The 24618-nt window shown below is 38.8% G+C and carries 18 protein-coding genes and 4 pseudogenes; 12 read left to right on the top strand and 10 right to left on the bottom strand.

Going from position 1 to position 24618, the window contains the following annotated elements:
- The first annotated feature begins 39 nt into the window (after nt 1–39).
- The 6 genes and pseudogenes from tkt to ACFIM1_RS05245 form a co-directional block, all read left to right on the top strand.
- Nucleotides 40–2046 carry a transketolase gene (tkt, locus tag ACFIM1_RS05220; RefSeq protein WP_375608426.1) on the top strand — a complete coding sequence of 669 codons (2007 nt, stop codon included), beginning with the start codon at nt 40–42 and terminating at the stop codon, nt 2044–2046.
- Between the two features lie 203 nt (nt 2047–2249).
- The gene (gene gap, locus ACFIM1_RS05225) at nt 2250–3257 is read left to right on the top strand and encodes a type I glyceraldehyde-3-phosphate dehydrogenase (protein WP_375608425.1); all 1008 of its coding nucleotides are present in this window, start codon (nt 2250–2252) and stop codon (nt 3255–3257) included.
- Between the two features lie 365 nt (nt 3258–3622).
- A complete protein-coding gene (locus tag ACFIM1_RS05230) occupies nt 3623–4816 on the top strand; it encodes a phosphoglycerate kinase (protein WP_375609405.1) in 1194 nt (397 codons plus the stop codon).
- A 112-nt stretch (nt 4817–4928) separates the two neighbouring features.
- Nucleotides 4929–5960: a class I fructose-bisphosphate aldolase gene (locus tag ACFIM1_RS05235; protein WP_375609406.1), complete on the top strand. Its 1032-nt coding sequence runs from the start codon at nt 4929–4931 to the stop codon at nt 5958–5960.
- Between the two features lie 730 nt (nt 5961–6690).
- On the top strand, nt 6691–7029 hold the full coding sequence (locus ACFIM1_RS05240; protein WP_375609407.1) for a hypothetical protein: 339 nt from the start codon (nt 6691–6693) through the stop codon (nt 7027–7029).
- Nucleotides 7030–8196: 1167 nt separating this feature from the next.
- Nucleotides 8197–8389: pseudogene (locus ACFIM1_RS05245) on the top strand (integrase); the annotation flags it as partial.
- Nucleotides 8390–9555: 1166 nt separating this feature from the next.
- On the opposite strand, the gene ACFIM1_RS05250 reads toward ACFIM1_RS05245, so the two are convergent.
- Nucleotides 9556–11346 (bottom strand): ABC transporter transmembrane domain-containing protein, encoded by a 1791-nt coding sequence (locus tag ACFIM1_RS05250; protein ID WP_375609441.1) that lies wholly within the window; start codon nt 11344–11346, stop codon nt 9556–9558.
- Nucleotides 11347–11536: 190 nt separating this feature from the next.
- Here ACFIM1_RS05250 and rpmE point away from each other — a divergent pair, with 190 nt between their 5' ends.
- Nucleotides 11537–11758 carry a 50S ribosomal protein L31 gene (gene rpmE, locus ACFIM1_RS05255; RefSeq protein WP_005774581.1) on the top strand — a complete coding sequence of 74 codons (222 nt, stop codon included), beginning with the start codon at nt 11537–11539 and terminating at the stop codon, nt 11756–11758.
- Nucleotides 11759–12231: 473 nt separating this feature from the next.
- Here the strand turns inward: rpmE and ACFIM1_RS05260 are convergent.
- Nucleotides 12232–12416, bottom strand: a pseudogene (locus ACFIM1_RS05260) (integrase); the annotation flags it as partial.
- 305 nt (nt 12417–12721) lie between these two features.
- On the opposite strand from ACFIM1_RS05260, the pseudogene ACFIM1_RS05265 reads away from it, so the two are divergent.
- The 3 genes and pseudogenes from ACFIM1_RS05265 to ACFIM1_RS05275 all read left to right on the top strand — a co-directional run.
- Nucleotides 12722–12971 (top strand): annotated as a pseudogene (locus ACFIM1_RS05265) (ABC transporter); the annotation flags it as partial.
- 726 nt (nt 12972–13697) lie between these two features.
- Nucleotides 13698–14489, top strand: a complete 792-nt coding sequence (locus ACFIM1_RS05270) for a hypothetical protein (protein WP_375609408.1) — start codon at nt 13698–13700, stop codon at nt 14487–14489.
- Nucleotides 14474–15166, top strand: a complete 693-nt coding sequence (locus tag ACFIM1_RS05275; RefSeq protein WP_375609409.1) for a hypothetical protein — start codon at nt 14474–14476, stop codon at nt 15164–15166. Before ACFIM1_RS05270 ends, ACFIM1_RS05275 begins: the two co-directional genes overlap by 16 nt.
- A 522-nt stretch (nt 15167–15688) precedes the next feature.
- Here ACFIM1_RS05275 and ACFIM1_RS05280 read toward each other — a convergent pair.
- The 8 genes and pseudogenes from ACFIM1_RS05280 to ACFIM1_RS05315 all read right to left on the bottom strand — a co-directional run bounded on the left by ACFIM1_RS05280 (nt 15689) and on the right by ACFIM1_RS05315 (nt 23668).
- Complete coding sequence (locus ACFIM1_RS05280) at nt 15689–16255, bottom strand: inositol monophosphatase family protein (protein ID WP_375609410.1); 567 nt, start codon at nt 16253–16255, stop codon at nt 15689–15691.
- A 103-nt stretch (nt 16256–16358) separates the two neighbouring features.
- Nucleotides 16359–17150: an inositol monophosphatase family protein gene (locus tag ACFIM1_RS05285; protein ID WP_375609411.1), complete on the bottom strand. Its 792-nt coding sequence runs from the start codon at nt 17148–17150 to the stop codon at nt 16359–16361.
- An 11-nt stretch (nt 17151–17161) separates the two neighbouring features.
- A complete protein-coding gene (gene efp / locus ACFIM1_RS05290; RefSeq protein ID WP_375606557.1) occupies nt 17162–17737 on the bottom strand; it encodes an elongation factor P in 576 nt (191 codons plus the stop codon).
- A gap of 462 nt (nt 17738–18199) precedes the next feature.
- Nucleotides 18200–18553: a helix-turn-helix domain-containing protein gene (locus ACFIM1_RS05295; protein ID WP_375608418.1), complete on the bottom strand. Its 354-nt coding sequence runs from the start codon at nt 18551–18553 to the stop codon at nt 18200–18202.
- Between the two features lie 604 nt (nt 18554–19157).
- The gene (locus tag ACFIM1_RS05300; protein WP_375608417.1) at nt 19158–20201 is read right to left on the bottom strand and encodes a tetratricopeptide repeat protein; all 1044 of its coding nucleotides are present in this window, start codon (nt 20199–20201) and stop codon (nt 19158–19160) included.
- A gap of 1291 nt (nt 20202–21492) precedes the next feature.
- Nucleotides 21493–21891 carry a hypothetical protein gene (locus ACFIM1_RS05305; protein ID WP_375606552.1) on the bottom strand — a complete coding sequence of 133 codons (399 nt, stop codon included), beginning with the start codon at nt 21889–21891 and terminating at the stop codon, nt 21493–21495.
- Nucleotides 21892–22522: 631 nt separating this feature from the next.
- A complete protein-coding gene (locus tag ACFIM1_RS05310; protein WP_375609412.1) occupies nt 22523–22927 on the bottom strand; it encodes a helix-turn-helix domain-containing protein in 405 nt (134 codons plus the stop codon).
- A 340-nt stretch (nt 22928–23267) separates the two neighbouring features.
- Nucleotides 23268–23668, bottom strand: a pseudogene (locus tag ACFIM1_RS05315) (helix-turn-helix domain-containing protein).
- A gap of 474 nt (nt 23669–24142) precedes the next feature.
- Between ACFIM1_RS05315 and ACFIM1_RS05320 the strand changes: the two are divergent.
- Both ACFIM1_RS05320 and ACFIM1_RS05325 read left to right on the top strand, forming a co-directional pair.
- On the top strand, nt 24143–24331 hold the full coding sequence (locus ACFIM1_RS05320) for an antitoxin (protein ID WP_375609414.1): 189 nt from the start codon (nt 24143–24145) through the stop codon (nt 24329–24331).
- Nucleotides 24331–24618, top strand: coding sequence for a type II toxin-antitoxin system RelE/ParE family toxin (locus tag ACFIM1_RS05325; protein ID WP_375609415.1), 288 nt, complete (start codon nt 24331–24333; stop codon nt 24616–24618). The genes ACFIM1_RS05320 and ACFIM1_RS05325 overlap by 1 nt, the downstream gene beginning before the upstream one ends.

Consider the following 24618-nt stretch of genomic DNA (forward strand, 5'->3'; position numbering starts at 1 on the left):
GCAACAGAATAACGTACTTAACGAAATGGTTTATCGTTTATGAAAAACAACCCACAACAAAATCAGATGGCCAATGCTATTCGTTTTCTTGCTATTGATGCAATCGAAAAAGCAAATTCTGGTCATCCAGGCTTACCAATGGGGGCAGCCGATATTGCTACGATTCTTTATACGAAATTCCTTGCTCATGACCCCCAAAAACCCCGTTGGCCTAACCGTGATCGTTTTGTGTTATCAGCAGGGCATGGATCTATGTTGCTTTATGCTCTCTTGTATCTTTCTGGTTATGAAGATATTGGCATTGAAGATCTCAAAAATTTTCGCCAACTAGGGGCAAAACTTGCTGGACATCCAGAATATGGGCATGTGGCAGGAATCGAAACAACCACTGGTCCCCTCGGACAAGGGTTGGCGAATGCCGTGGGGATGGCGCTTGGGGAACGTTTGCAAAATGCTCGTTTTGGTGATCTTATCGACCATTACACTTACGCGTTGGTGGGCGATGGCTGCCTTATGGAAGGGATTTCTCAAGAAGCAATTTCTCTTGCCGGTCATTTGAAACTCAACAAGCTTATTGTGTTGTGGGACGATAATAATATTTCTATCGATGGAGAGATTTCTCTTGCTGACAGTACAGATCAGATTGCGCGTTTTAAAGCGTGCGGTTGGAATACACACAAAGTGGATGGCCATGATCAAGCCGCAATTGCAAGCGCCATTGAAGCAGCACGCGAGAGTGATAAACCAACGTTAATTGCCTGTAAAACAACCATTGGCTTTGGAGCACCGAATAAGGCTGGAACCAATAAAGTTCATGGAGCCCCTTTAGGAGCACGGGAAATTGCTGAGACCCGTATCGCTTTAGGCTGGGAGGCAGAGCCTTTCGTTATTCCAGCCGATATTCTCGATAGTTGGCGCTTAGCGGGGCTTAATGCCGCTAAAAAACGGCAAAAGTGGGAAGTAAAATTGGCTGATCTCCCTGTATCAGAACGAGTGGAGTTTGAAAGATTGATGCGTGGTGATCTTGTGGGGGGATTTGATAGCGCTATCGATGCTTATAAACAGAAACTCGTTGAAGAGCGCCCTATTGTTGCTACGCGTAAAGCTTCGGAAATGGCTCTGGAAGTGATCAATGAAGTCATTACGGAAACCATTGGTGGTTCTGCCGACCTAACGGGGTCCAATAACACAAAAAGCAGCCAAATGAAAAGTATCTCTGCCGGTGATTTTTCAGGGCGCTATCTCCATTATGGTATTCGCGAACACGCAATGGGCGCTATAATGAATGGGCTTGCTCTTCATGGGGGCTTTATTCCTTATGGGGGAACATTTTTATGCTTTTCTGACTATATGCGTCCCGCTATGCGTTTGTCTTCTCTTATGGGGTTGCGGGTAATTTATGTCATGACCCATGATTCTATTGGTCTTGGGGAGGATGGTCCTACCCATCAACCTGTGGAGCATTTGGCTTGCCTGCGCGCCATGCCTAATCATCTTGTATTTCGCCCTGCTGATGCCATGGAGACAGTCGAGTGTTGGCAATTGGCTTTGAAAGCACGCGGAACACCTTCTACCTTGGCTTTGAGTCGACAAAATCTACCGCTTTTGCGTCAAGAGTATGAAGAAGAAAATCTCTGTATGCTTGGTGCTTATGAATTATTAACGGCCAGTGATGAAGCGCAAGTGACTTTATTCGCTTCCGGTTCAGAATTGCAAATTGCGGTACAAGCACATGCGGTTTTAGAAGAAAAAAATATCCCAACGCGTGTGATTTCTGTTCCTTGTTTTGAACTATTTTCTCAACAATCTTGCTCTTATCAGCGTGCTCTCATTGGAGAGGCACCGATTAAAATTGCTATTGAAGCTGCCGTCGGCCAAGGATGGGAACTTTTTATCGGCTGTGATGGTATCTTTATTGGCATGGATAGCTTTGGGGCAAGTGGAACGATTGATGCCCTTTATGCGCATTTTAATATTACGTGTGAAAATGTCGTGGCAATCGCAGAAAAAGAGCTTGGAAAGATCAAAGAGGAAAAGACAAAATGACAACTTGTGTTGTCATGAGTTGGTTTGGTCGTAGGGCGTCTATACTGTACAGTGTTGTGGATGATCTTGTGCATTATTGTGGATAAGTAAGTGATTAATCAAGATATTGACGTTATAGGAATTAATGATTTGGGATTGATGAAATACCTATTTATTGTGTTTTAAATGGTGTGCTTTTAAAAATTGATGAGGAAACATGTGAAATGACGGTTCGTGTTGCAATTAATGGGTTTGGTCGTATTGGACGCAATATTTTACGTGCGCTTGTAGAAAGTGGACGACAAGATATTAAAGTGGTTGCAATTAATGATTTAGGATCTGTGGAAACAAATGCCCATTTGTTGCGCTATGATTCAGTTCATGGGCGCTTCCCTGGAACTGTTGAGGTGGTGGGGGATGCCATTGATGTAGGGGGTAGATTAATCAAGGTATGCGCACAGCGTGACCCTGCACAATTGCCGTGGAAAGATTTGGATATCGATATTGCTTTAGAATGTACAGGCATTTTTACGGCGCGTGATAAAGCGAGTGCTCATTTAGATGCGGGAGCAAAGCGTGTTCTTGTTTCTGCTCCTTCTGAAGGCGCAGATCTTACGGTTGTCTATGGGGTTAATCATCAATCTTTAAGCAAAGAGCATCGCGTTGTTTCAAATGCTTCTTGTACCACCAATTGTTTGGCGCCTGTTGCACAAGTTTTGCATAACACAGTGGGCATTGAAAAGGGCTTTATGACAACCATCCATTCTTATACAGGTGATCAACCTGTATTGGATACAATGCATCGTGACCTTTATCGTGCACGTGCGGCAGCTCTTTCTATGATTCCTACATCAACAGGAGCAGCGAAAGCTGTAGGATTGGTTTTGCCAGAATTAAAGGGGCTGCTTGACGGTGTGTCGATTCGTGTTCCAACCCCTAATGTTTCTGTGGTTGATTTAACATTTACCGCTAAGCGTTCCACAACAATTGAAGAAATTAATACAGCTATGACTACGGCTGCACGAGGTCCTCTGAAGGGAATTTTAGACACGACAGAAGAAAAACTTGTGAGTTGTGATTTTAATCATAATCCTCATTCAGCGATTTTCCACAATGATCAAACCAAAGTAATTGATGGTCAGCTCTGTCGTGTTTTGGTTTGGTATGATAATGAATGGGGCTTTTCTAACCGTATGAGTGATACGGCTGTAGCTTTTGCTCAAACAATTTAGAAAAAAGGGAGAAAAAAGGACCTTCGGGTCCTTTTCTTATAAGAATAAGAAAAAGTCTCGTTTTTGTAAAAGTTAAGGCGCATTCTTTAAAAAAGGAGATAAAGACGATTGTTTCGTGTGTTGAAGAGAAGACGCTGTTGAGAAATGAATGGTGCAGTTTATTTTAATAACATACATGGTTTTAAACAATACAAGAGAAAACAGAATTCAAAAGAATGCGATTTAAACGAGACAAAGTTTGAAAAAAACAAAAAAAGCAGATCCTTTTCATGTATTCATGTAAAAGCAAAGAGGCATTAAGTGAGAGTAAAGTTAGGCAGATACATTTTTATGTAAAACACATGGAAAATAAAGAGGAAAAAGTGATGGGGTTTCACACACTTGATGATGTTGATGTCACTGGAAAACGTGTTCTTGTGCGGGTGGATTTTAATGTTCCTATGGCACAGGCCAAAGTTTGTGACGAGACACGTCTTGTACGACATAAAGAAACACTCGTTGAGCTACAAAAGCGTGGTGCTAAACTTATTCTGCTTTCTCATTGTGGTCGCCCTAAAGGAAAGGTAGAGCCAGAATTTTCACTCCGTCCTGTTGTACAAGTATTGGAAAAGATCATTAATCAGCCGGTTGCTTTTGCTCCCGATTGTATCGGTACAGTAGCACAGATAGCTGTTGAAGCATTACAAAATGGTAGTGTTTTACTGCTTGAAAATGTTCGTTTTCATTCAGGGGAAGAAAAAAATGATTGTTCTTTTGCTGAGGCTTTAGCCCATAATGGCGATCTCTATGTTAATGATGCTTTTTCAGTTTCTCATCGTGCTCATGCTTCGGTAGAGGGCATAACACATTTGTTGCCTTCCTATGCGGGGCGTTCTTTGCAAGGTGAGTTGCAGGCATTAGAAAAAGGATTGGGCAATCCAACACGTCCTGTAATTGCTCTTGTGGGAGGTGCCAAGGTTTCTAGTAAGCTTTTTGTGCTCAATCATTTGGTGGAAAAAGTCGACTCCTTGGTTATTGGTGGGGGCATGGCCAACAGTTTTTTAGCGGCGCAAGGTGTTCATGTTGGAAAATCACTCTGTGAACATACATTGATGGAAACGATTAAAAAAATCATTAAAAAAGCGCAAGAGTGTCAATGTAAGCTTCTGCTTCCGGTAGATGCTGTTGTTGGCTTTCGCTTTGAAAAAAATGCACCACATCGTCTCTATGATATTGAAGATATTCCACAAGATGGCATGATATTGGATATTGGTACACGTTCTATTGTGCATATCAATGCTGCAATTGATGAAGCTGCTACCCTCGTGTGGAATGGACCCCTTGGTGTTTTTGAGATGCCTCCCTTTGATAAAGGAACGATTGCCGTGGCACGCCACGCAGCAGAACGTAGTCAAAAAGGAAAATTGGTTTCAATTGCGGGAGGAGGCGATACGGTTTTCGCCCTTAATCATGCTGGTGTTGCCAATGATTTTACTTATCTCTCGACTGCTGGAGGAGCTTTTTTGGAATGGATGGAAGGTAAGATTTTACCTGGCATTTTTGCCCTTATGCAAGCTTAAATGTCTATTTAAAGAGCAGCTAAAAAAAGAACTGTGTGTTGTTGTGTAGAGTATATCGCGCGTGGTGCGCACTTTTGGAAAATTTAAAGACAAAATTAAAGAGGATTTTTTTATGAACGAACGGCTTGAAGATATTGCACTTTCTTTGGTGTATGCAGGTAAAGGTATTTTAGCAGCAGATGAAAGTACGGCAACCATTGGCAAGCGTTTTGAAAGCATTGGTGTTGAATCTCATGAAGATAGTCGCCGTGCTTATCGTGAAATGCTTTTTAGCGCAAAAGAAGCTATGGAAAATGCCATTTCTGGAGTCATTTTATTTGATGAAACCATTCGGCAAAAAGCATCAACTGGACAAATGTTGACGGATCTTATTCGGGATTCAGGCGCTTTGCCAGGCATTAAAGTTGATACGGGAGCCAAACCATTGGCTGCTTTTCCCCAAGAGACAATTACCGAAGGGTTGGATGGTCTTCGTGAGCGGCTAAAAGATTATTATGCTTTGGGAGCACGTTTTGCTAAATGGCGTGCGGTAATTGCTATTAATGCCGATACTTTGCCAACAAGAGGGGCCATCAACCAAAATGCACAAGCTCTCGCACGCTATGCTGCTTTGTGTCAGGAGTTGAATATTGTGCCAATTGTTGAACCGGAAGTGTTAATGGATGGACCGTCGTGTGGGCATTCCATTACGCGTTGCTTTGAGGTGACACGCGCTGTTTTACAGGCTGTCTTTAAAGAATTGTTTGAAGCCCGTATTCTTTTGGAGGGGATGATTTTAAAGCCCAATATGGTGATTGATGGCAAGGATGCACGCAAGGCTAGTGTTGAAGAAGTTGCTGAAAAGACCGTCCAGGTGCTTAAACAAACGGTTCCTGCTGCTGTTCCTGGAATTGCTTTTCTTTCTGGAGGACAGTCTGATCAGGAAGCAACAGCGCATTTATCTGCCATGAATTCTTTAGGCTCATTGCCTTGGAAATTGACCTTTTCCTATGGACGCGCATTGCAAGCAGCTGCCTTAAAAGCATGGGCTGGAAAAAATGAAAATATTGCTGTTGCACAGAAAGCCTTTAGTCATCGGGCTCGGATGAATCATCTTGCGGCTTTAGGACAATGGACCAAAGAACAGGAAAAAGCGTGCAATTGAAGCACAAGCTCTGTTTTTAAATGCGGAGAGATTTTTCATGTTTCTGCGTGATTTGGGGTGCCCTCACCATAGATAAAATGGCGGGGGCGTTTTAGGCTTGAAAGCTTCTCAGAAAATTGTTTCCTTGGATATTTTAAAAGTCTTTAATGGGTGCTACCTGAGAGATAAGATTGCGGGAAAGGTGCAATTTTGAGAAGGGGAGATAATGCTAGGAAATTTGTGAATGCACAGCACTTTAGTATGGTGTCGTTCATGGATGGGCACTTGCTTTTTGAGTGAAAATCATAAAGCAAATACTGTATTGAAGAGTTTTATAGTGTGATGTTTTTTCATGTTATCATTACTTATCATCAGCAGAATCCATTTGAGTGTAGTTGCAAAAGTGGATAAGCTGATAGATTGAAGAATTACGATTTCTGAATTGATTAGACATACAGCTTATGAAATTTTTGTGCATCAGGATAGTTTCCTGTTCAATGGGGGTAGACTTTCTATTGACGAACGGATTGAATAATTTTTGCAAAAGAAAATAGATTTGCCCCTCAATAAAACACCTATTTTTTCGTTAAAATGAATAAATTTTTCTTGTCTTTTGTGATGATATAATTATAAGCGACTAGATTTATAGCGTTTTTGCTTTAAAACGGGGGGAATTCTGGACGGCATATCTTCTAAGAATACAAGCATCAAAAGAAAAAATCGATACGCAGAACAGAGCTTTTCTGCAATTATGATGCGAAAATTGTGCAATATGGTGCGTGGGGTATTCGAAGGGATCTTTACAGTATTTACTTTCATAATTTTTCTTATCCTGTTCCGTCTTCGTGGACCGGTTCATGCCGTATTAAGCTTCTTTGCAGGTGCGAGTGGATTAGCGTGCTTTTTATTTTTTTTCGGATATCTTATAGAATGCCGCGAAGCCACAGATGAAGCCGCTATATCGTCCGCATTGATGTTAATAATTGGTGAAGGCGTTTTTTCTGTTGTATGCATGTCTGCTGCGTGGGGTTACGACGCTCTCTTATTCCGTTTAGCCCCTTCTGGATATGTTCTTATTCTCCCTGAATAAAAAAAGCGCCCTTCGTTTATACATAACTTAATCCAAAATAAGAGGCCGACAGCCTCTCAAATTCTTCATAATTGCTCTCCAAAATCATGACATCAGACCCGCTTTTAACGAAGGGACTAACAAGCCTTGGTTCCTCAAGCTCAAGGAAAACCTTACAGAGGCGCCTAACGGCATCCTTGATTAAGACACCCAAACGGCTTATGAACAAACTCTCTTATTAAGCCACATCATCTTTTATTCTTCTCATGCAGCTCTGAAATCATGATATAAGGGGAAAGCTTCTCATCGTGCCTAAATGGTACCTTATCGTGTGTTAAATGAAAAAATCAAAAAAAGCATCTTTATGCAATATAATCCAATTATGATTTTTTGATTTAAACATAAAAGACTTAAAGCCTTCGACAAGACTGATACGATAAAAGGGAGTAAATCGCCTATACTTAGAAACTAAGACATATTCTCGGTGCTCTTGATATAGTTATATCACCAAATGATTTTTGAATGACTCATCCTTTTGGCTCTATCCGCTAAAAGGTCATTTTGAGGGTTCTTGGTTAATGAATGTAAAGAAAAATTAGCACATAATATTTCGCTTTGCTGGTATAGATGCTGAATGAGTTAATTATCTAGAGGATTACTGAAGAGGGAGCGCTAACAAATGATGAAAATCCGCTGCACTTCGATGAATTTGTGATTGAAGATATAATCGTAGAACTTGGCTTATCTGTTCTTGAAACAGCTGAATGATTTGAAATGGTTAGGGTGTGTATTTTACACACACTTGGCTCGCTATACAAAAAAATTATGATTTTGTGCAAGCTTTAAAACATAAAGACCCTAAAGATATATCATATTTGCACAATGCATTGATTTATAATGATAATTTAGCATTATTTATATTGAATTAGTTTCCCGAATAACGTAAGATTTTCTCATTTCAAATCTGTTTATCTTGGATCAATCAAAACCATTCCCTTGCACATCACAAGCGGGGAAAGCTCGCATGAATAAAAAAACTATTAAGAAAAGATTAAAATCCCTCCTATGACCCCTCTCTAGTGCCAAAGGCTGTCGCAACATCCACGAGCTAGCAAAGAGTGTGATGGTGCCGTCTTTCTTCTTCACAAATGTAAAGATGAAGGTGCTCAATAGCTTTACCGTTATAGCATTCATGGACGCCGTCGCGAAATGGACTTGGGTGCTCTTTGAGAGATATATCTTTAAAACAAGCCCATGAAACTGCAACAAAAGGGCGTTCTGTTTTCCGTGAGGAACAAAATCCCATTAAAAACGGAATAAACAAAAGTGTGAAGCAATAAGCAATCTCCATTATTTAAAAAATATTGCTCTAGATACTTTTGTACACGTTCCTATCATCGTTAAAATGCCTTCTTAAAGCACGACAGGAGGTGCTATAAATGAGGGCTGTAAATATAAATGATGGGATTGTGGGTCTTGGGGATGAGAAGATGGTGTCCAATCAAAGCACTCTATCCTTACTTTTATAGGCTATGACTGGAAGAGAGAGTTGGAGAGACGATTTGTGAGCAAAGAGAAAGTGTTTTGAGGTTGTTGTGTCTGCAAGAGAAGAACAGTGGTCGTGGTGATATTTACAAACAATAAATTTGATAAAATTTTACAATTTTGCCAAAAGCGGGTTTATTACAAAAGCTGTTGCTCATACGCGCTCACACAAAAATTATAGAGACACCCAAAAACGCTAAAAAAATCTTTGCTCTTTTTCAATAATAAGAATCTGCAAACAATGTTCGTTTTTTAAAAGAGAATAAAAGGATACTTTTACAGATGAGAGAAGCGTATTTATAAATTACAGCTTGTCATGATTTTCGGTAAACACTATTGTTTAGAGCGCTGAGATAGAGGGCATGAAAAATTTTTCATATTAATTTTTTTTAAAGAGTGGGGTAAGTTTTTAGGGTAGAATCTATCAAGTAAGCTGCATAAGGGACTCAAGCAAGCGAGCACCATTATTAATCTTTGCCAGCGTATATTCTTTTGTCAGCGCTCCAATGTTGTGACAGTTCTTGGAACTTAAAGGGGCAAGAGAGGTTCTTGCTCCTTTCTTGTACAGTTTCACTCCACACGCCAACCCCACTTGTGATGCGCAAGCAAAAGATTTTGTTTGATTCACTATGAGAGTTCAGCATAAGAAAATCCTATGGTATTAGGATTTCTCACGAAAAATAATAAATTATCTTTATAATAAACAACATGACGGTTTTATTATGAAGAGAGTTCTTTATACACCTTAATCATAGAGATTAACTTGGCATCGTTTTATATTCTGTACATAGAAGCGTTTTTATAAAAATGATCTAACTTATGCAGAAAAAAGAACAACCTGTAATTCAAAAAGAAACTGCCTCAATTCTTGCTCCTCTTTTTCATCTTAATTCTTATCCCTCTTTTTTCCATGAGCCCTTAAATTAATAATCCTCTGCCTGTAAAGCGCGGTATTCACGCCCAAGTACTGCTGCCCAAGTACTGCTCTTGTATCAAGATCACTCACTCAGGTGAAAATTGGAGTTTTGCGAGATAGGCATAAACGCCATTTTTTGCCACAAGTTCGGCATGGGTTCCTTCTTCCACAAGAGCGCCTTTATCCATCACAAGAATACGATCTGCTTTTAAAATTGTTGCCAAACGGTGCGCAATGACCAATGTTGTTCGATTTTGCATCAACCCGTCTAAGGCGTCTTGCACCAACTTTTCACTGTTTGCATCCAAAGCAGATGTTGCTTCATCAAGCAGCAAGAGGGGTGCATTTCTTAAAATTGCCCGCGCAATACCAATGCGTTGTTTTTGCCCCCCAGAAAGCATGGTACCGCGTTCTCCTACTTGCGTATCCAAGCCATCTGGTAAAGCTTGAATAAATTCAAGTGCATTAGCCGCTTTAGCAGCAGCAAGGATTTCCTCTTCATGGGTATTTTCAGTTCCAAAAATAATATTATCACGCAATGTTCCATCAAAAATGGCGACATCTTGTGGAACATAGGAAATTGCACTGCGTAAATCTTGTAAAAAAAGGCGATTAATTTCCATGCCATCCAACCGAATTGTTCCACTTATTGGATCATAAAAACGAAGGATCAAAGAAAAAATGCTGCTTTTTCCTGCTCCGGAAGCCCCAACAAAAGCAACCGTTTCGCCTGCTTTTACAGAAAATGAAAGTGAGCGTAAAACCTTCTCTTGTGGTCTAGAGGGATAGGTAAAATCAACCTGATCAAAAACAAGTTCACCTCGAACAGGTTGCTCTAATGATAAAGCATTTTTAGGAGCTACAATAGTAGGTTTTTCTTGTAACAATTCGGCAAGCCGTTCAGCAGCGCCTGCTGCTTGGATTAATTCTGCTCCCAGTTCCGATAATTGCGCAAAAGTAGAAGCTCCAAAAACCGCATAAAGGACAAATTGTCCTAAGGTCCCTCCTGTCATCGTTCCATTCAAAACATCACGCGATCCAATCCATAAAACAGCAACCACACTGCTAAAAACCAAAAAAATTGCAAACCCCGTAAAAAAGGAGCGCAAGATTACAGAAGCACGTGCTGTTTGAAAAGCACGTTCTATCAATTGTGAAAAACGTATTGTAACGAGTTTTTCAGCGGTAAAAGCTTGCACAGTGCGAATAGCACTTACCTGCTCTGTAGCAACAGCATTGGCATCTGCGAGACGATCTTGCGCGGCACGTGTACGCGTACGAACTTTACGTCCAAAGACTACCAAGGGAATGGCCACAATAGGAATAGCAGCCAGAACCAGCAAAGATAATTTAGCATTGGTGATCACCATCATCACGACGGCTCCGATCACGATAATCAACTGACGCAAAGCGGTAGAAGCAGTTGAACCAACGGCTAATTTTATTTGTGTTGTATCGGTTAGAAGCCTTGAAACAATCTCTCCTGAATGTGACCGATCAAAAAAAGCAGGAGAGAGTCTCATAATATGAACAAACACATCACGCCGTAAATCGGCAACAATCCGTTCTCCCAAGGTGATAACACAGTAATAACGGGCTGCTGAAGCAAATGCGAGAAACAAAGCTAAGATAAATAAAATTCCGAAGTAAAAATTGATATGTCCATGGCTTGAAGTAGAAAACCCATGATCAAACATTTGTCGGATAGCCACTGGCAAAGCTAATGTGATCAGAGCAGCAACAGACAAAGCAATAAAGGCAAAGATAAACAACCAACGATAGCGCAAAAGATAAGGAACAAAAATTGCAAGCGAAGAGAATGAAGATTTTTTATGGGAAGATTTCGTAGATTTTTCTGAATGATAATGTAACATTATAAAATTTCGCTCACTCTATTAAATGATTTATAACACTTGATACAATGATGTATCTTGAACACTTGTTTTTTGATGCGTGCTCAGCTATAGAAATAAATACTTTAAATCAGTGTATCAAAAAGACAAAGGAAGCGCACTTAAAAAAATGAGTAAGTGTTCTTTCATTCTATAAACGCAAAAGGTTTGACGCATGAAAGCGAATATTCATCCCAACTATCACAAAATTACCGTTGTAATGACGGATGGAACCCAATATACGACGCGTTCCACTTGGGGAAAAGAAGGTGATACCCTTAATCTAGATATTGACCCAAGAACGCATCCAGCATGGACAGGTGGATCCCAAACACTTGTAGACCGTGGTGGTCGTCTTTCTAAGTTCAAAAATCGTTTTGGTAATATTGGCATGTAAAAGCCTCCTTCTTATGGGGTACAAAAATTTTAAACAAAACGATTGCAAACGATGGTTTTTTTATCCTGTCAAAGAGTGCACTTTAAATTTAATTCAAAAACGCATCCAACAGAAAAAGATAGGTCTTAAACCCTTATAAATCGTAGTGGTTGCGTTTTTTAAATTCAAAAATCATTTTGAAATACACGCATACACCTCTTCTCATAGCGTATAAAAATCTCAGATAAAACGATTGCAAACAGTTCATCTTTTTTGAATTGAAAATACCCATGAAGAAGAAATTCTTGCTGCCGCTAAAGCGGACAATGCACTTGAATTTATTCAAGCTTTACCAAACGACTTTGATACGCAAGGAGGAGAACGCAGTACCATGCTTTCTGGAGGGCAAAGACAACGCATTGGTATTGCATAGGCGATTTTAAGAAATGCAGCCCTCTTACTGCAAGCCAGCACCATCACACACTTTGCCAGCTCAGAGCAATATCTTTTAAATAATGGAGATTGCTTATTGCCTCACACTTTTGTTTATTCCGTTTTTTAATGGGATTTTGTTCCTCACGGAAAACAGAACGCCGTTTTGTTACAGTTTCACAGGCTTATTTTAAAGATATATCTCTCAAAGAGCATCCAAGCTTATTTCGCGACGGCATCCATGAATGCTATAACGGTAAAGCTATTGTGCACCTGCATATTTACGCTTATGAAAAAGCAAGCCAGCACCATCATTATATTTGCCAACTCGTGGATGTTGTTACAGCCCTTAGCACTTGAGACGATTCATGAGAGGCATTTTAAATCTTTTCTTAATAGTTTTTTTATTCACGCGGACTCTCCCCGCTTGGTACGTGCAAGAAACATAGTTTTGATTGATTCACCATGGAACCGATTTGAAATGAGAGAATCCTACGGTATTCGAGATTCTCATTCAACATACAAGACAATGAATTATTATTATAAATCAAAGTATTACTACTTTATGAAACAACATTTTCTTTAGATGCAAACAGTGAAAAGTTGGTGCAAGATGCCTTAGAAGGGTTGATGCAAAATCGTACAACCTTGGTCATTGCACATCGTTTTGCAACAATTTTAAAAGCGGATCGTATTCTCGTGATGGATAAAGGCTCTCTTGTGGAAGAAGGAACACACAAAACTCATTATAAAAAATAATGTTTATGCGCATTTGGCTAAACTGCAATTCTCATCTGAGTAAGTGATCTTGATACAAGAGCAGTATCTTTAAAGGCATAAACAGCACTCTTTTCAGACAGGCTTATCAATTTGAAACTCTCATGGAAAAAAGAAAGGCAAGCTTTAAGGTGTTTTTCTTTTTTAACGGGCTGTTCTTTTTTCTGCCTGAGATGAAGCATTTTTATAAAAATACTTCATTTGTGTACAGAATATAAAATAATATCCAGTTAAATCGCTATGGACTATTAAGATGTGCAAGGAGTTCTCTTCATAACAGCACTGTCACGTTGATTTATAATGATAACGCATTGTTTTTCATGAGAGATCATGAATACCATAGGATTTTCGTATTTCAAATTTGGTTATGTTAAATCAGTTAAAACCATGTCTCTTGCATATACCAAGCAGGGAAGATTGCGTGAGGTAAACACTTTAGAAAGAATAAGTCCTCTTCATGAAGCGTCTCAAGTTTTAGGGGCTTTAGGCGTTTGAGTACTTTGAACCAATATTATGGGAGTGCATTTTAAGAATTATAAGGCTTTTCTTTAAAGTGCATAAAGCATAAGAGCAATACAATTAAATACAAATTGTTTTATTTTACCAATAAAAATATCTATATTTTGTGTATTATTTTTATTAAAATATAATATGTAGTGATTTTCAAATCAGATATACACGTAATGACACAATATCGAGGGATCGATAAAAGAGCTGCGTTAAATGTTGGTGAGAATAAAAGAAGGCAAGAATGAGTGAATTGGGCGAAGTGGTAATGGGCTTCATATTACTGATAGTCATAGGGGCAATCGCTATCATAGGAATGGTTATATTAAACTATCTTTTTGAGGTTGTGGCAGAGGTTTTTGTGGAGGTTATGAAAAAGGTGTGGAAAGGATTCGGAGATACAATTTTATTCATTATCATACTCGGTGTGCTTTGGTTTTGCGAATTTTCAATGGAGACTTTGTTAAGTGTGGCAGTTATAGCCTATTTTGTGGAAAGTTTGATGCTGGCGTTCGCAAATAGCCATAAAAAGCAATTAATTGAACAACTTGAACAGTTTGAGAAATTACTGCAGCTAAAAGATCGAGAGTGCGCGATATACCACGATATTATTGCACAATGGGAACAAAGGCTTGTTAAAAAAACTCAAAAAATATCGCCAAAATGGATTAAACAATGGGATGAAGAAGCAAAGCATTGGGAAAGAGATTTACTGGAGATAAAAAATCCTGAACATTGGCTATCTTCTGAATCGAGCGGACAATGGCCTTTGATGGTAAAAGATATTTGTATGCAAGGATATGGAGAAGCGTGGTTTTTGTATGAAAAGGCGCTGACAAAAGAACTGACTGATGAACATATCAAAAAAATAAATGCATTCATAATCACTTTTAAGAAAACTTATCTCAAAGCAGTGCGATTGATGAGAAAGAATAGGATCACTTTGCAAAAGTTTGTAGATCCTCTTACGAAAAAAAACGATATAAACATACAATGTTGTCGCTTCATTGGTGTTTATATATGGTTGATAATATGATTACGGCTGAATATGAACAGCAACTACAAAAAAAGGCTTCAGGATACTATGAAGAGTTAAAGTCTTTGGAAATTTATTATGAAGATATACCTAAATATACAGAATATGAAACGCTAGAAGAGATACTGTCTTGTTGGTATCTTAGTCTGCCTAGAGATGCTAAATTACTATGCATTCGTAAAAGAGAGCTTCTAGCATTATTGTATGATATTTCCAGTGCTTATAAAGCGGCAAGAAAAACTTTTATTTACTATAAGCAGCTTATTGATACGGTAAAAGAAGGATATATGGCCTTTGATAAGGATTGTTGTTACTCCACGGTTAAAAGGGCAATGGAGGTTTGTAGAGAGAAAGATAAAGAAAAGAAAAAGGGGTTGCGTATTGCTAAAGAGACTCCAACATATGAAAAAGCCTATAAATTAGGAGTCATAGAATGGATGAAGTGGTCAAGTAAGAAATGTGATAATCAATGGATTTTTTGGAAAATGCTTGTCAAAATAGGAAATTCAAAAGAAAAATTAAAAATCATTTTTGGTGATAAAAAGGTAAATGCACTGGAAGAGGCTATCAAAAAAGATCAAGAACAGTTCGTGAGCGAATTTCAAGAAGCAATTCTCGAGAACAAAAATGTGCATTTTTATAAATCTTATGCCTATTTGATACATACTTTAGAATAATGCTGAAAAGAAGAAGAAGCTGATAACAATTGTATGAATCGGTGAATTTACTGAAACCTCTGTTATCACACGCGGTGGTGAAACATATTGATAAGCAGTGAGAGTAATGTACAGCAGTTCTTACCAAAAAGGAGAGAGTGGGCTCTTCTAGAGTCAATTTTTTTGCGCGCAGTATAAGAGTGATCTCTCAAGAGAAGTAGGAGAGGTTTTTGCCTCAGGTGCGATAATTGCTTTTTGGGGCGTTTGGTTATGATGTTTTTTTGTTTATTGCCTTTTTCAGTTTGTTTGCAGGGGAATTTGAATAACAGAAACGTCAATAAGGTAAGCTATTGGGGATTGCTTTTGTGGGGGCTTATAGCAAGTACATTTTTTGTTCGTGGTGATGTTTTTTGTCACTATCTCATTCGCGAGTTTCTATCGTTTTCTGTAAGAAAATTAAAAACTCTCTCTTCATGTGGTTTTTTAAGATTCTAAGGGTTTTGTAAAAAACTGTAAGAATTAAATGCCTTTTTTGAGGGTTTTTTATAGTTTAATGCGAATGTGTTTATTGCCGGCAATGATATTTTTTTTGCGAAATATATCGCTACCGCCTTCTTTATCGGTGACAAAACCACCGGTTTTGCGAACCATCAGTATTCCAGCAGCCATATCCCAAATTTGCAAGTTATCTTCCCAAAAGCCATCGGTTCTGCCAGAAGCAACATAAGCTAAATCAAGAGCAGCAGCGCCAAAACGGCGCAATCCAGCAACTTCCATCATCACATTACGTAATTCAATAAGATAGGTTCCATGATTTGGGCGACCAAAATGAGGCATGCCTGTGGCAATGACACAACCTTCTAGTCTGCGTCGAGCAGAAACGCGACAGCGCCGGTCGTTAAAAAAAGCACCACACCCACGTTCTGCGGTGAAGAGTTCATCACTCACGGGATTGTAAATGACACCAGCAACGATTTTTCCTTGGCTTTCTAAGGCAATGGAAACAGCAAAAAAAGGAATGCCATGGAGAAAATTTGTAGTACCATCTAAAGGATCAACAATAAAACGATGTTGTGAATCTTCGCCAATGATTTCCTCAGACTCTTCCATCAGAAAACCAAATTTGGGGTGTGCTTTGCTTCATTCATTGATAATATTGTTTCCGCTTTGCGATCTGCTTGGCTGAGGTAATCTGTTGGATTTTCTTTAAGGCTTAAATGCCTTTTTTGAGAACTCTTTCTAATTTTAGGCGAATGTGTTCATTGCCGGCGATAATATTTTTTTTACGGAATATATTGTTGCCGCCTTCTTTATCAGTGACAAAACCACCGGCTTCACGAACCATCAGTATTCCAGCAGCCATATCCCAAATTTGCAGGTTATCTTCCCAAAAGCCATCGGTTCTGCCAGAAGCAACATAAGCTAAATCAAGAGCAGCAGCGCCAAAACGGCGCAATCCAGCAACTTCCATCATCACATTACGTAATTCAATAAGATAGGTTCCATGATTTGGGCGACCAAAATGAGGCATGCCTGTGGCAATGACACAACCTTCTAGTCTGCGTCGAGCAGAAACGCGACAGCGCCGGTCGTTAAAAAAAGCACCACACCCACGTTCTGCGGTGAAGAGTTCATCACTCACGGGATTGTAAATGACACCAGCAACGATTTTTCCTTGGCTTTCTAAGGCAATGGAAACAGCAAAAAAAGGAATGCCATGGAGAAAATTTGTAGTACCATCTAAAGGATCAACAATAAAACGATGTTGTGAATCTTCGCCAATGATTTCCTCAGACTCTTCCATCAGAAAACCAAATTTGGGACGTGCTTTGCTTAGTTCATTGAAAATAATTTTTTCCGCTTTGCGATCTGCTTGGCTGACATAATCTGCAGGTCCTTTCAAAGACACTTGCAAATTTTGCACTTCACCGTAATCACGTACCAACGAGCGTCCTGCTTTCATTGCAGCTTGCACCATGACATTCATGACTGCAGAATGGGCCATTGTTTATTCCTTTATTTATCTTTTTCATTTGCACGACGCAAATAAATCAACTCATTGGTGTCTACAATGATACGTTCACCAGCATTCATAAAGGGAGGAACAAGAATCCGAATCCCATTTTCAAGAATAGCGGGTTTATAAGAAGCTGTAACTGTTTGTCCTTTAAGTGCAGGATCGGCTTCAGCAATCGTGACAGCAACCTGATCAGGAAGTGAGATGCCGATAGGCTTTTCTTGATAAAGTTCAACTGTGACAGTCATCCCATCTTGGAGAAAAGCGGCACGTTCACCAACAAAATCCTTTTGGAGTTCAAGTTGTTCATAAGATTCTGAATCCATAAAGACCAAAGCATCCCCTTGTTGATAAAGAAAGGTGAAATCTTTTTGTTCAAGGCGCACGCGTTCAACTGTCTCAGCAGCACGAAATCGTTCATTAAGTTTTGTACCATCAATCAAATTTTTCATTTCAACTTGGTTAAATGCACCACCTTTTCCTGGTTTTACAGCGTTACATTTAACAGCAACCCATAAGCTCCCTTGATGTTCGATCACATTACCAGGACGAATTTCATTGCCATTAATTTTCATCGTTTCTATCCAATTCTATTCTTGCAAAAAGAACTCTCTTGTTGTCTTTATGGCACTTTTCTTTGCTGCCTTTAACAGTCAAGCTCTTTTTTTATTTTCGGGTTTACCCCCCCTTGTTAGCCTTGCGGCTCTCTCCATAATCCTTGTATGCTCTTCATTGTCTTTGCTTATGGGCGTTGCAGAAAAAAGTACAAAAGGACCTTTATGTATTTTTGCTTTTCAGTTCTTTGCAAGACCATAAAAAGTGCTCAGACGCAAGCTTTTTAAAAATTTACACAAACATTTTTTGGGATTTTGGGAAAATTTATCCCGTTGTGTCGTAAAATATCATCATTGATGGCAATAATATAAGTTCCGTAAACATGAGGTATTTTTAATTGAGAGCATGTGAATACGGAGTTTATTATAGTGCCTCATGGGATAGAGCGTGGTGTGCACTATCGTGTGATGTTAGCTTGCATTTTAATCAGAGATCAGCTGTAAAATGGCTTTCTGTTTTATCGAGGTTAGGACTCTAAATTTTTTAAGCAGCAGATATTCCTCTGTACTTGATATAACTTCATCATAAGGGTACGGAGGCTGTGGTTTTGTTAAGATATCCGCATAGAAAAAGGAAACTGGAACATTGAGAATATCGGCAATTTCTTTTAAACGCCCTGCGCTGACACGATTTAAGCCGTTTTCATATTTCTGGATTTGTTGGAAGGTGACACCTAAATGTTGACCTAATGTTTTTTGAGATATCTTCAACATTTTTCGTTTCAAACGAATTTTTTTGCCAATGAAAATTTCATTATCAAGATTTTTGGCTCGCATTTTAAAGCCCCCTCCGAGTGCGAGCGCCCTCGCATTGGTATTCCGGGAGTTAAAAACACTGAGTCCGAATCAGCATTTTGCTTTTAGTGCTGAAAGCACCTGGACATAGCAAAATCTCCCGGAATCCCGGGATACCCACAGAGTGGGTTCATTTTTATGTATCGGACCTTAGGGTTTTTAATCCCCGTTGATCGTTGCGTATACGATCAAAAATACCTTTTAATATGTAAAGTAATTTCGGGGGCTTGGCAATAAAAAATAGTTTTTTAATAAGAGTCGGCGTGTTTTTCATCCAAGCAAAAAAATAAAAAATAGAGCTTTCGGAATTTTCGGAATAGCCTAGCTCTTTTGCTTATTGGATATCGTTTGCTTAAGCAAATGTTACCAGTGCGTTTTCTTTACCAATGAAAATGTCGTTATCAAGATTTTGGGCTTGCATTTTCAAGCCCCCTCCGAGTGCGAGCACCCTCGCATGAGTATTCTGGAAGTCTAAAACACTGAACCCAAATCAGCCATTTTGCTTTTAGTGCTGAGAGCACCTAGACAGTGCAAAAACTCCCGGAATTTCTATAAATTTTGTCTTTTTGCAGCAGAGAGGAGTATTTTAAAAAACAGGAAGGAGCTTTATTGCTTCTTTGTGCGCTTTTTCTAGTTGTGTTTTGTCCATGCCTTGGAGCATTATTTCAAGATCAGGGGCTTGCATTTTTGCTTCCTTTGCGAGCATATACCATGCTGCTGCCATGATTATATCGCCTTTTGTTCCTGTGCCATCTCGATAAAGTCTTGCAAGGGAAATTTGTGCCGGCGCAATCATGTTGACGGCATTTCTTTGAAGTAAATGAAAAGCACGGTGAAAATCTGTTTCTCCTCCACGTCCCTGTACAAGCCATTGCGCTAAAAGAAGTTGAGCTTCTAAGTGGTTGTTTTGAGCCGCTACCTCTATGAGCTTACGGGCATTACGATCATCCTTTGGTCGATTTAATGTGCCTAAAGACAGAATTTTGGCAGCAGAAACAGCAGCTTCAGCATCCCCAAGAGCAGCACCTTTTAAGTACCATTTTAAGGCTTGCTCGATTGCTTCATTTTCACGACTTTGGGAAGAAACACCAGGGAGAGCTTGTTTTTCACGTGAGGCTTTATAAAGAAGCAGTTGTCCATAATAAAAATAGGCTTCCTTGACGCCTGCATTGACAGCTTTTCGAATAAACTGTTCACCAAGATCTTGATTTTGTTTCATAAAATGACCATCAAACAACATAAGCCCATAGCGTAATTGTGCTTGAGGTTCCCCCTGTTTTGCTGCACGCTCAAACCATAAAGCAGCACGCGCACCGTCAACAGGAACAGCGCATCCTTCCATATAAATTCGGGCAAGAAGAGTTTGTGCAAAAGGATCATTTTTTTCAGCACGTCGGAGTGCTTCACGAAAAGCTTTTAAATAATAACCTTGAATGTAATAGTCATAGGCTTGGTCATAATCTCCAGCTTTTAAAGGCTGAAAAGGTTTTTGTGTGTTTGACGCATCTTGAACCGTATTGAAAGAACGTTCAAAACTTGAGAATTCTTCAGTATTTCCAGAAGAATTTACAACAGAATTTGCAAGCCCAATCATTCCTAAGATAAGCAGCTTAACGCTTCTCTTGATCATGGTGTTTTCTCCTCATTACCGAACAGAATTTTCACATTTTTCTTTCATCATATCAAGTATGAGCAAAGAATTATCTTGCGTAAAAATACTTATCTTCAAGGACATAAATTTATATTGCGGTTTTCTCTCCCGCATTAAAGTTGTAAAAGGCTGAGAAATCGCTCCCCATTTGAACAACAGCAAAAATTTCCATAGATCTCTGTCCACCACCTTGCTCATTGGAGATTACGAGGGTGAGAGTGTGGCTTTTTATCAGCTTTGCTACAATGACTTATTAAGTGAGAGGTTGTATATCTTGTTTTTGCCTAAAACACTGTTCTTTAGGACAGTGATATAAGGCGTAGTAAATTTACTATATCAAGTGTTTTGGGTAAGTGTGATAAATCTTCAAGGTAGCTTATCCATAAAACCCTATGAAGTGAACCGCATGAGGGATCAAGCAGTGAAAACTAGTCCTAAGAGACGCTGAACTTTTTACAGATCGGCAACTGTAGGAGCTTTTTTCCTTTGAGGAGTGAAAGGCAAGTATGTGCATACCATTGTTTATGAGAAAAACGACGATTTAGCATCCATTTTAAAAGTTTAAAAGCCCAATGGCTTTTTCAAGTTTAACGGAGGATATTTTTAAAGTGCTCCAATAACAGCCATAATTTTCTTTACACAAGCGCAAAGCATTGCAATAGCTGTTGTAAACTCTGTTCGTTCATCATAGTACCATAACAATTAGCAATGAAAACCACAAAACCTCCGAATTGTGGTATGCTAGAATTATGGTACACTAAATGAGAAGCAAAAAACGTTAAAAATATCCTATTTCTACAAAATTTCTTTTGAATAAACCACCGTGGATAAATTACATTGGAAACTATCCATTTTTTATTACTATGATATTTTAAAAGGTTCTTCTATTAGTGCAGTTGGACAGTGTTTTTTGCCATTGTCTTTCCTTTTATTTTTAAAAAACTCATTTTTTGCAAACAGCGGACTATTCAACTGCTTGAATCACTAAATAAACTAAGTTTTGCACTTAAATCTTCGCACAATAATTCACTAGAGTGTGGAGGATTTTTCATTATTTTTTAATACTCTTCTTTCCCTTATACTTAAACCTAAAATCATAACTTATTTTCTCGTACGTATTGTTTCTCATATCGTGATGAAATACAGAAAAATTTGTTCACTCTGGCTAAAAAACAAGAGTTTTTATTGAGGTGCAAACCTCTTTTCTTTAACAAGAGCTTTTAAGTCTTTACGTGTAAAATATAGAGAATGTTTACATTAAATAGCGGGTTCATTTGGGCTGAGTACTTATATGAGCACGTAGTTCTCCGTTCACGTTATACTGAAAAAGAGACACTATAGTGCTACTATTTAATCTTATTCTATACCTCAAATTCACACCCATGTTTTGTTGCTTTTGAGGTTGATCTGTATAGATCACATTATATCCATTTTGTCGCAACAGATTGATAAATACAGGAGTAAAGTTGTCTGCTGTATTATTTTTCTTTATAAGAAGTGTGGTTGTAGCTGGTGGTAGAGGTCTCTTGATATCGCTAATAAATTTGTTAGCGACTAATTGTGCCTGACGCTTTGTAAGACTTTGATCAACATAATTTGATGAATAACTCCCTACAGATGCGCAACCAGCCACCAACACAACTGGTGACAACAATAAATATTTTAACATCTTTAATTCCCCTTACTTATTGTTGCTCTTTTTTGCAAAGCTCTTACATTGAAATAACAGCAATTCTGTCCATAACTTTATTAACAACATATCGGTTTTCACTCAAGCGGTAATTCATCAATAAATAATGGTTCCAGCCTTAACTTAAGGCTTCTTGTAGTGCCTCTTGCAGCGCCTATTTTAAATAAACTTTTACTTTTAGTGATTGCGATAAAAAGGCGATCTTTTGCACCTACATGTTAAGATTACATCCTTCATCATCCTTATAAAATGATGCGTATACTGCTCCAGATCAACCAAATAAATTTTCAAGCATTGCTTTTGAGGGGCGCTTTTTGAAAAATACACATGAGTGCTTATCCTGTTGTACTATAAAATGCTATTGTTCGAGCTGTAGTACTGTAAGGTGTAAAATTTACCATATAGTGTTTTTATAAGAGTATGTGGTAAATCTTCAAAAGAGGGCTTGTCCATACAATCTTGTGAAACGAACCATATGAAATGGGAAGCTAAGAAGAAGCAGTTCTTGAGAAACAGGATTGTTTACCAACCGGATAGGAAAGGGATTTTCGTCCTTTGAAGTGTGGAAAGAAAGCCAAGAACAGAGAGTATAGTGCTCTGTATCATGATGTTAAAAGTTCTCATTCCGATCAGCGAGTAACTGTAAAATGGCTTTCTGTTTTATCGAGGTTAGAACTCTAAATCTTTTGAGTAGCAGATATTCTTCTGTGCTTGATGCGATTTCATCATGAAGGTATGGGGGCTGTTGTTTTGTTAAGATATCCGCATAAAAAAAGGCAATGGGAACATCCAAGATATCAGAAATTCTCTTTAATCGTCCTGCACTGACACGATTTAAGCCGTTTTCATATTTCTGGATTTGTTGGAAAGTGACACCTAAGTGCTGACCTAATGTTTTTTGAGACATTTTTAGCATTTTTCGTCTCAAACGAATTTTTTTGCCAATGAAAATGTCGTTATCAAGATCTTTGGTTTGCATTTTAAAGCCCCCCGCCGGTCGCGAGCGCCCTCGCATGAGTATTCCGGGAGCTTGAAAATACTGAACTCAAATCAGCCTTTTTGCTTTTAGTGCTGAGAGCACCTGGACATAGCAAAAACTCCCGGAATTCCGGGATACCCACAAAGTGGGATAAATTCATGTTTGAGTTTTCGGGTTTTCAAGGCCCTATTGGTCGTTGCGTATGCGACCAAAACATCTTTTAATTCATAAAGTAATTTCAAGAAATTTACAATAAAAATTAAAATAGTGTCTCTTAACGTGTCGTTTCTTAAAACAGAGAGGTGGCATGTTTTTCCTTCAAGCAATAAAGTATTCACAAAGGGGGATTATGAATAGCGCATGCTATCGCGTGATATTAGCTTGCATTCTCATCAGAGATCAGCTGTAAAAAAGCTTTCTTTTTTACCGTTGGTAAAACTCTAAATCTTTTGAGTAGCAGATATTCTTCTGTGCTTGATGCGATTTCATCATGAAGGTATGGGGGCTGTTGTTTTGTTAAGATATCCGCATAAAAAAAGGCAATGGGAACATCCAAGATATCAGAAATTCTCTTTAATCGTCCTGCACTGACACGATTTAAGCCGTTTTCATATTTCTGGATTTGTTGAAAAGTGATACCTAAGTGCTGACCTAATGTTTTTGAGACATCTTCAACATTTTTCGTCTCAAACGAATTTTTTTGCCAATGAAAATGTCGTTATCAAGATCTCTGGTTTGCATTTTAAAGCCCCCCGCCGGTCGCGAGCGCCCTCGCATGAGTATTCCGGGAGCTTGAAAGTACTGAAATCTAATCAGCTTTTTTTGCTTTTAGTGCTTAAAGCACCTGGACATAGCAAAAACTCCCGGAATTCCGGGATACCCACAGGAGTGGGTTTATTTTTACGCCCGGATCTAGGGTTTTCAGTTCCCTCTTGGTCGTTGCGTATGCGACCAAAACATCTTTTAATTCATAAAGTAATTTCAGGAAATTTACAATAAAAATAGTTTTTTACTTACAAAATTTGTTTTTTTATGAGAGGCTATCTGCCTCTTAAACCTTTCTGGAATAATTACCAAAATCATGACAACAGCCCCGTGTTTTTTGAGAGGGTTAAAAAGCCTTAAGTTTCAAGATCAAAAGAACTTTGGACGCTTAAAAGTTAAACATTTTCAATTCGCTAGTATTGACAACATAGCCAAGAGTAATTATCTTCAATATTCAGGAATAGAAAGGACATATATACATATATTATGAAGACCACCCTTTCTCCGCTAATTTCAGAGTTCGAAACCGTTGAACAGGAAAGCAGCTACACTGCATGGCTGCGCGATAAGGTAGCGAGAAGTCTTGCAAATCCATATCCTCCTATTCCGCATGATGAGGTTATGGCTGAAATGGAAGTTATAATCAGTCAGCTTGAAGCTGAACAGAAAAAGTGATGCTTCCGGTTGTTTGGTTGTCTTCGGTGCGCGACGATTTGCGTCAGATTTTACTCACATTTCTCGCGAAAATCCATTCGCTGGCGTGCCGAATGAAAAGGTTTTTGGAAGCATCCGTACTGCCATTGGCTGAACATCCATATTTATACAAAAAAAGCGGGAAGGTATCAGGATTACGAGAAATTGTAGCGCATCCAAATTACCTTATATTGTATCGAGTAGCTGCAAATCAAATCGAAATTGTAGCTGTAGTACATGCCCGACGTGAATTTCCTATTTTTCTTTAA

The organism is Bartonella sp. AC158YNML, assembly GCF_042196725.1.
Taxonomy (GTDB): Bacteria; Pseudomonadota; Alphaproteobacteria; order Rhizobiales; family Rhizobiaceae; genus Bartonella.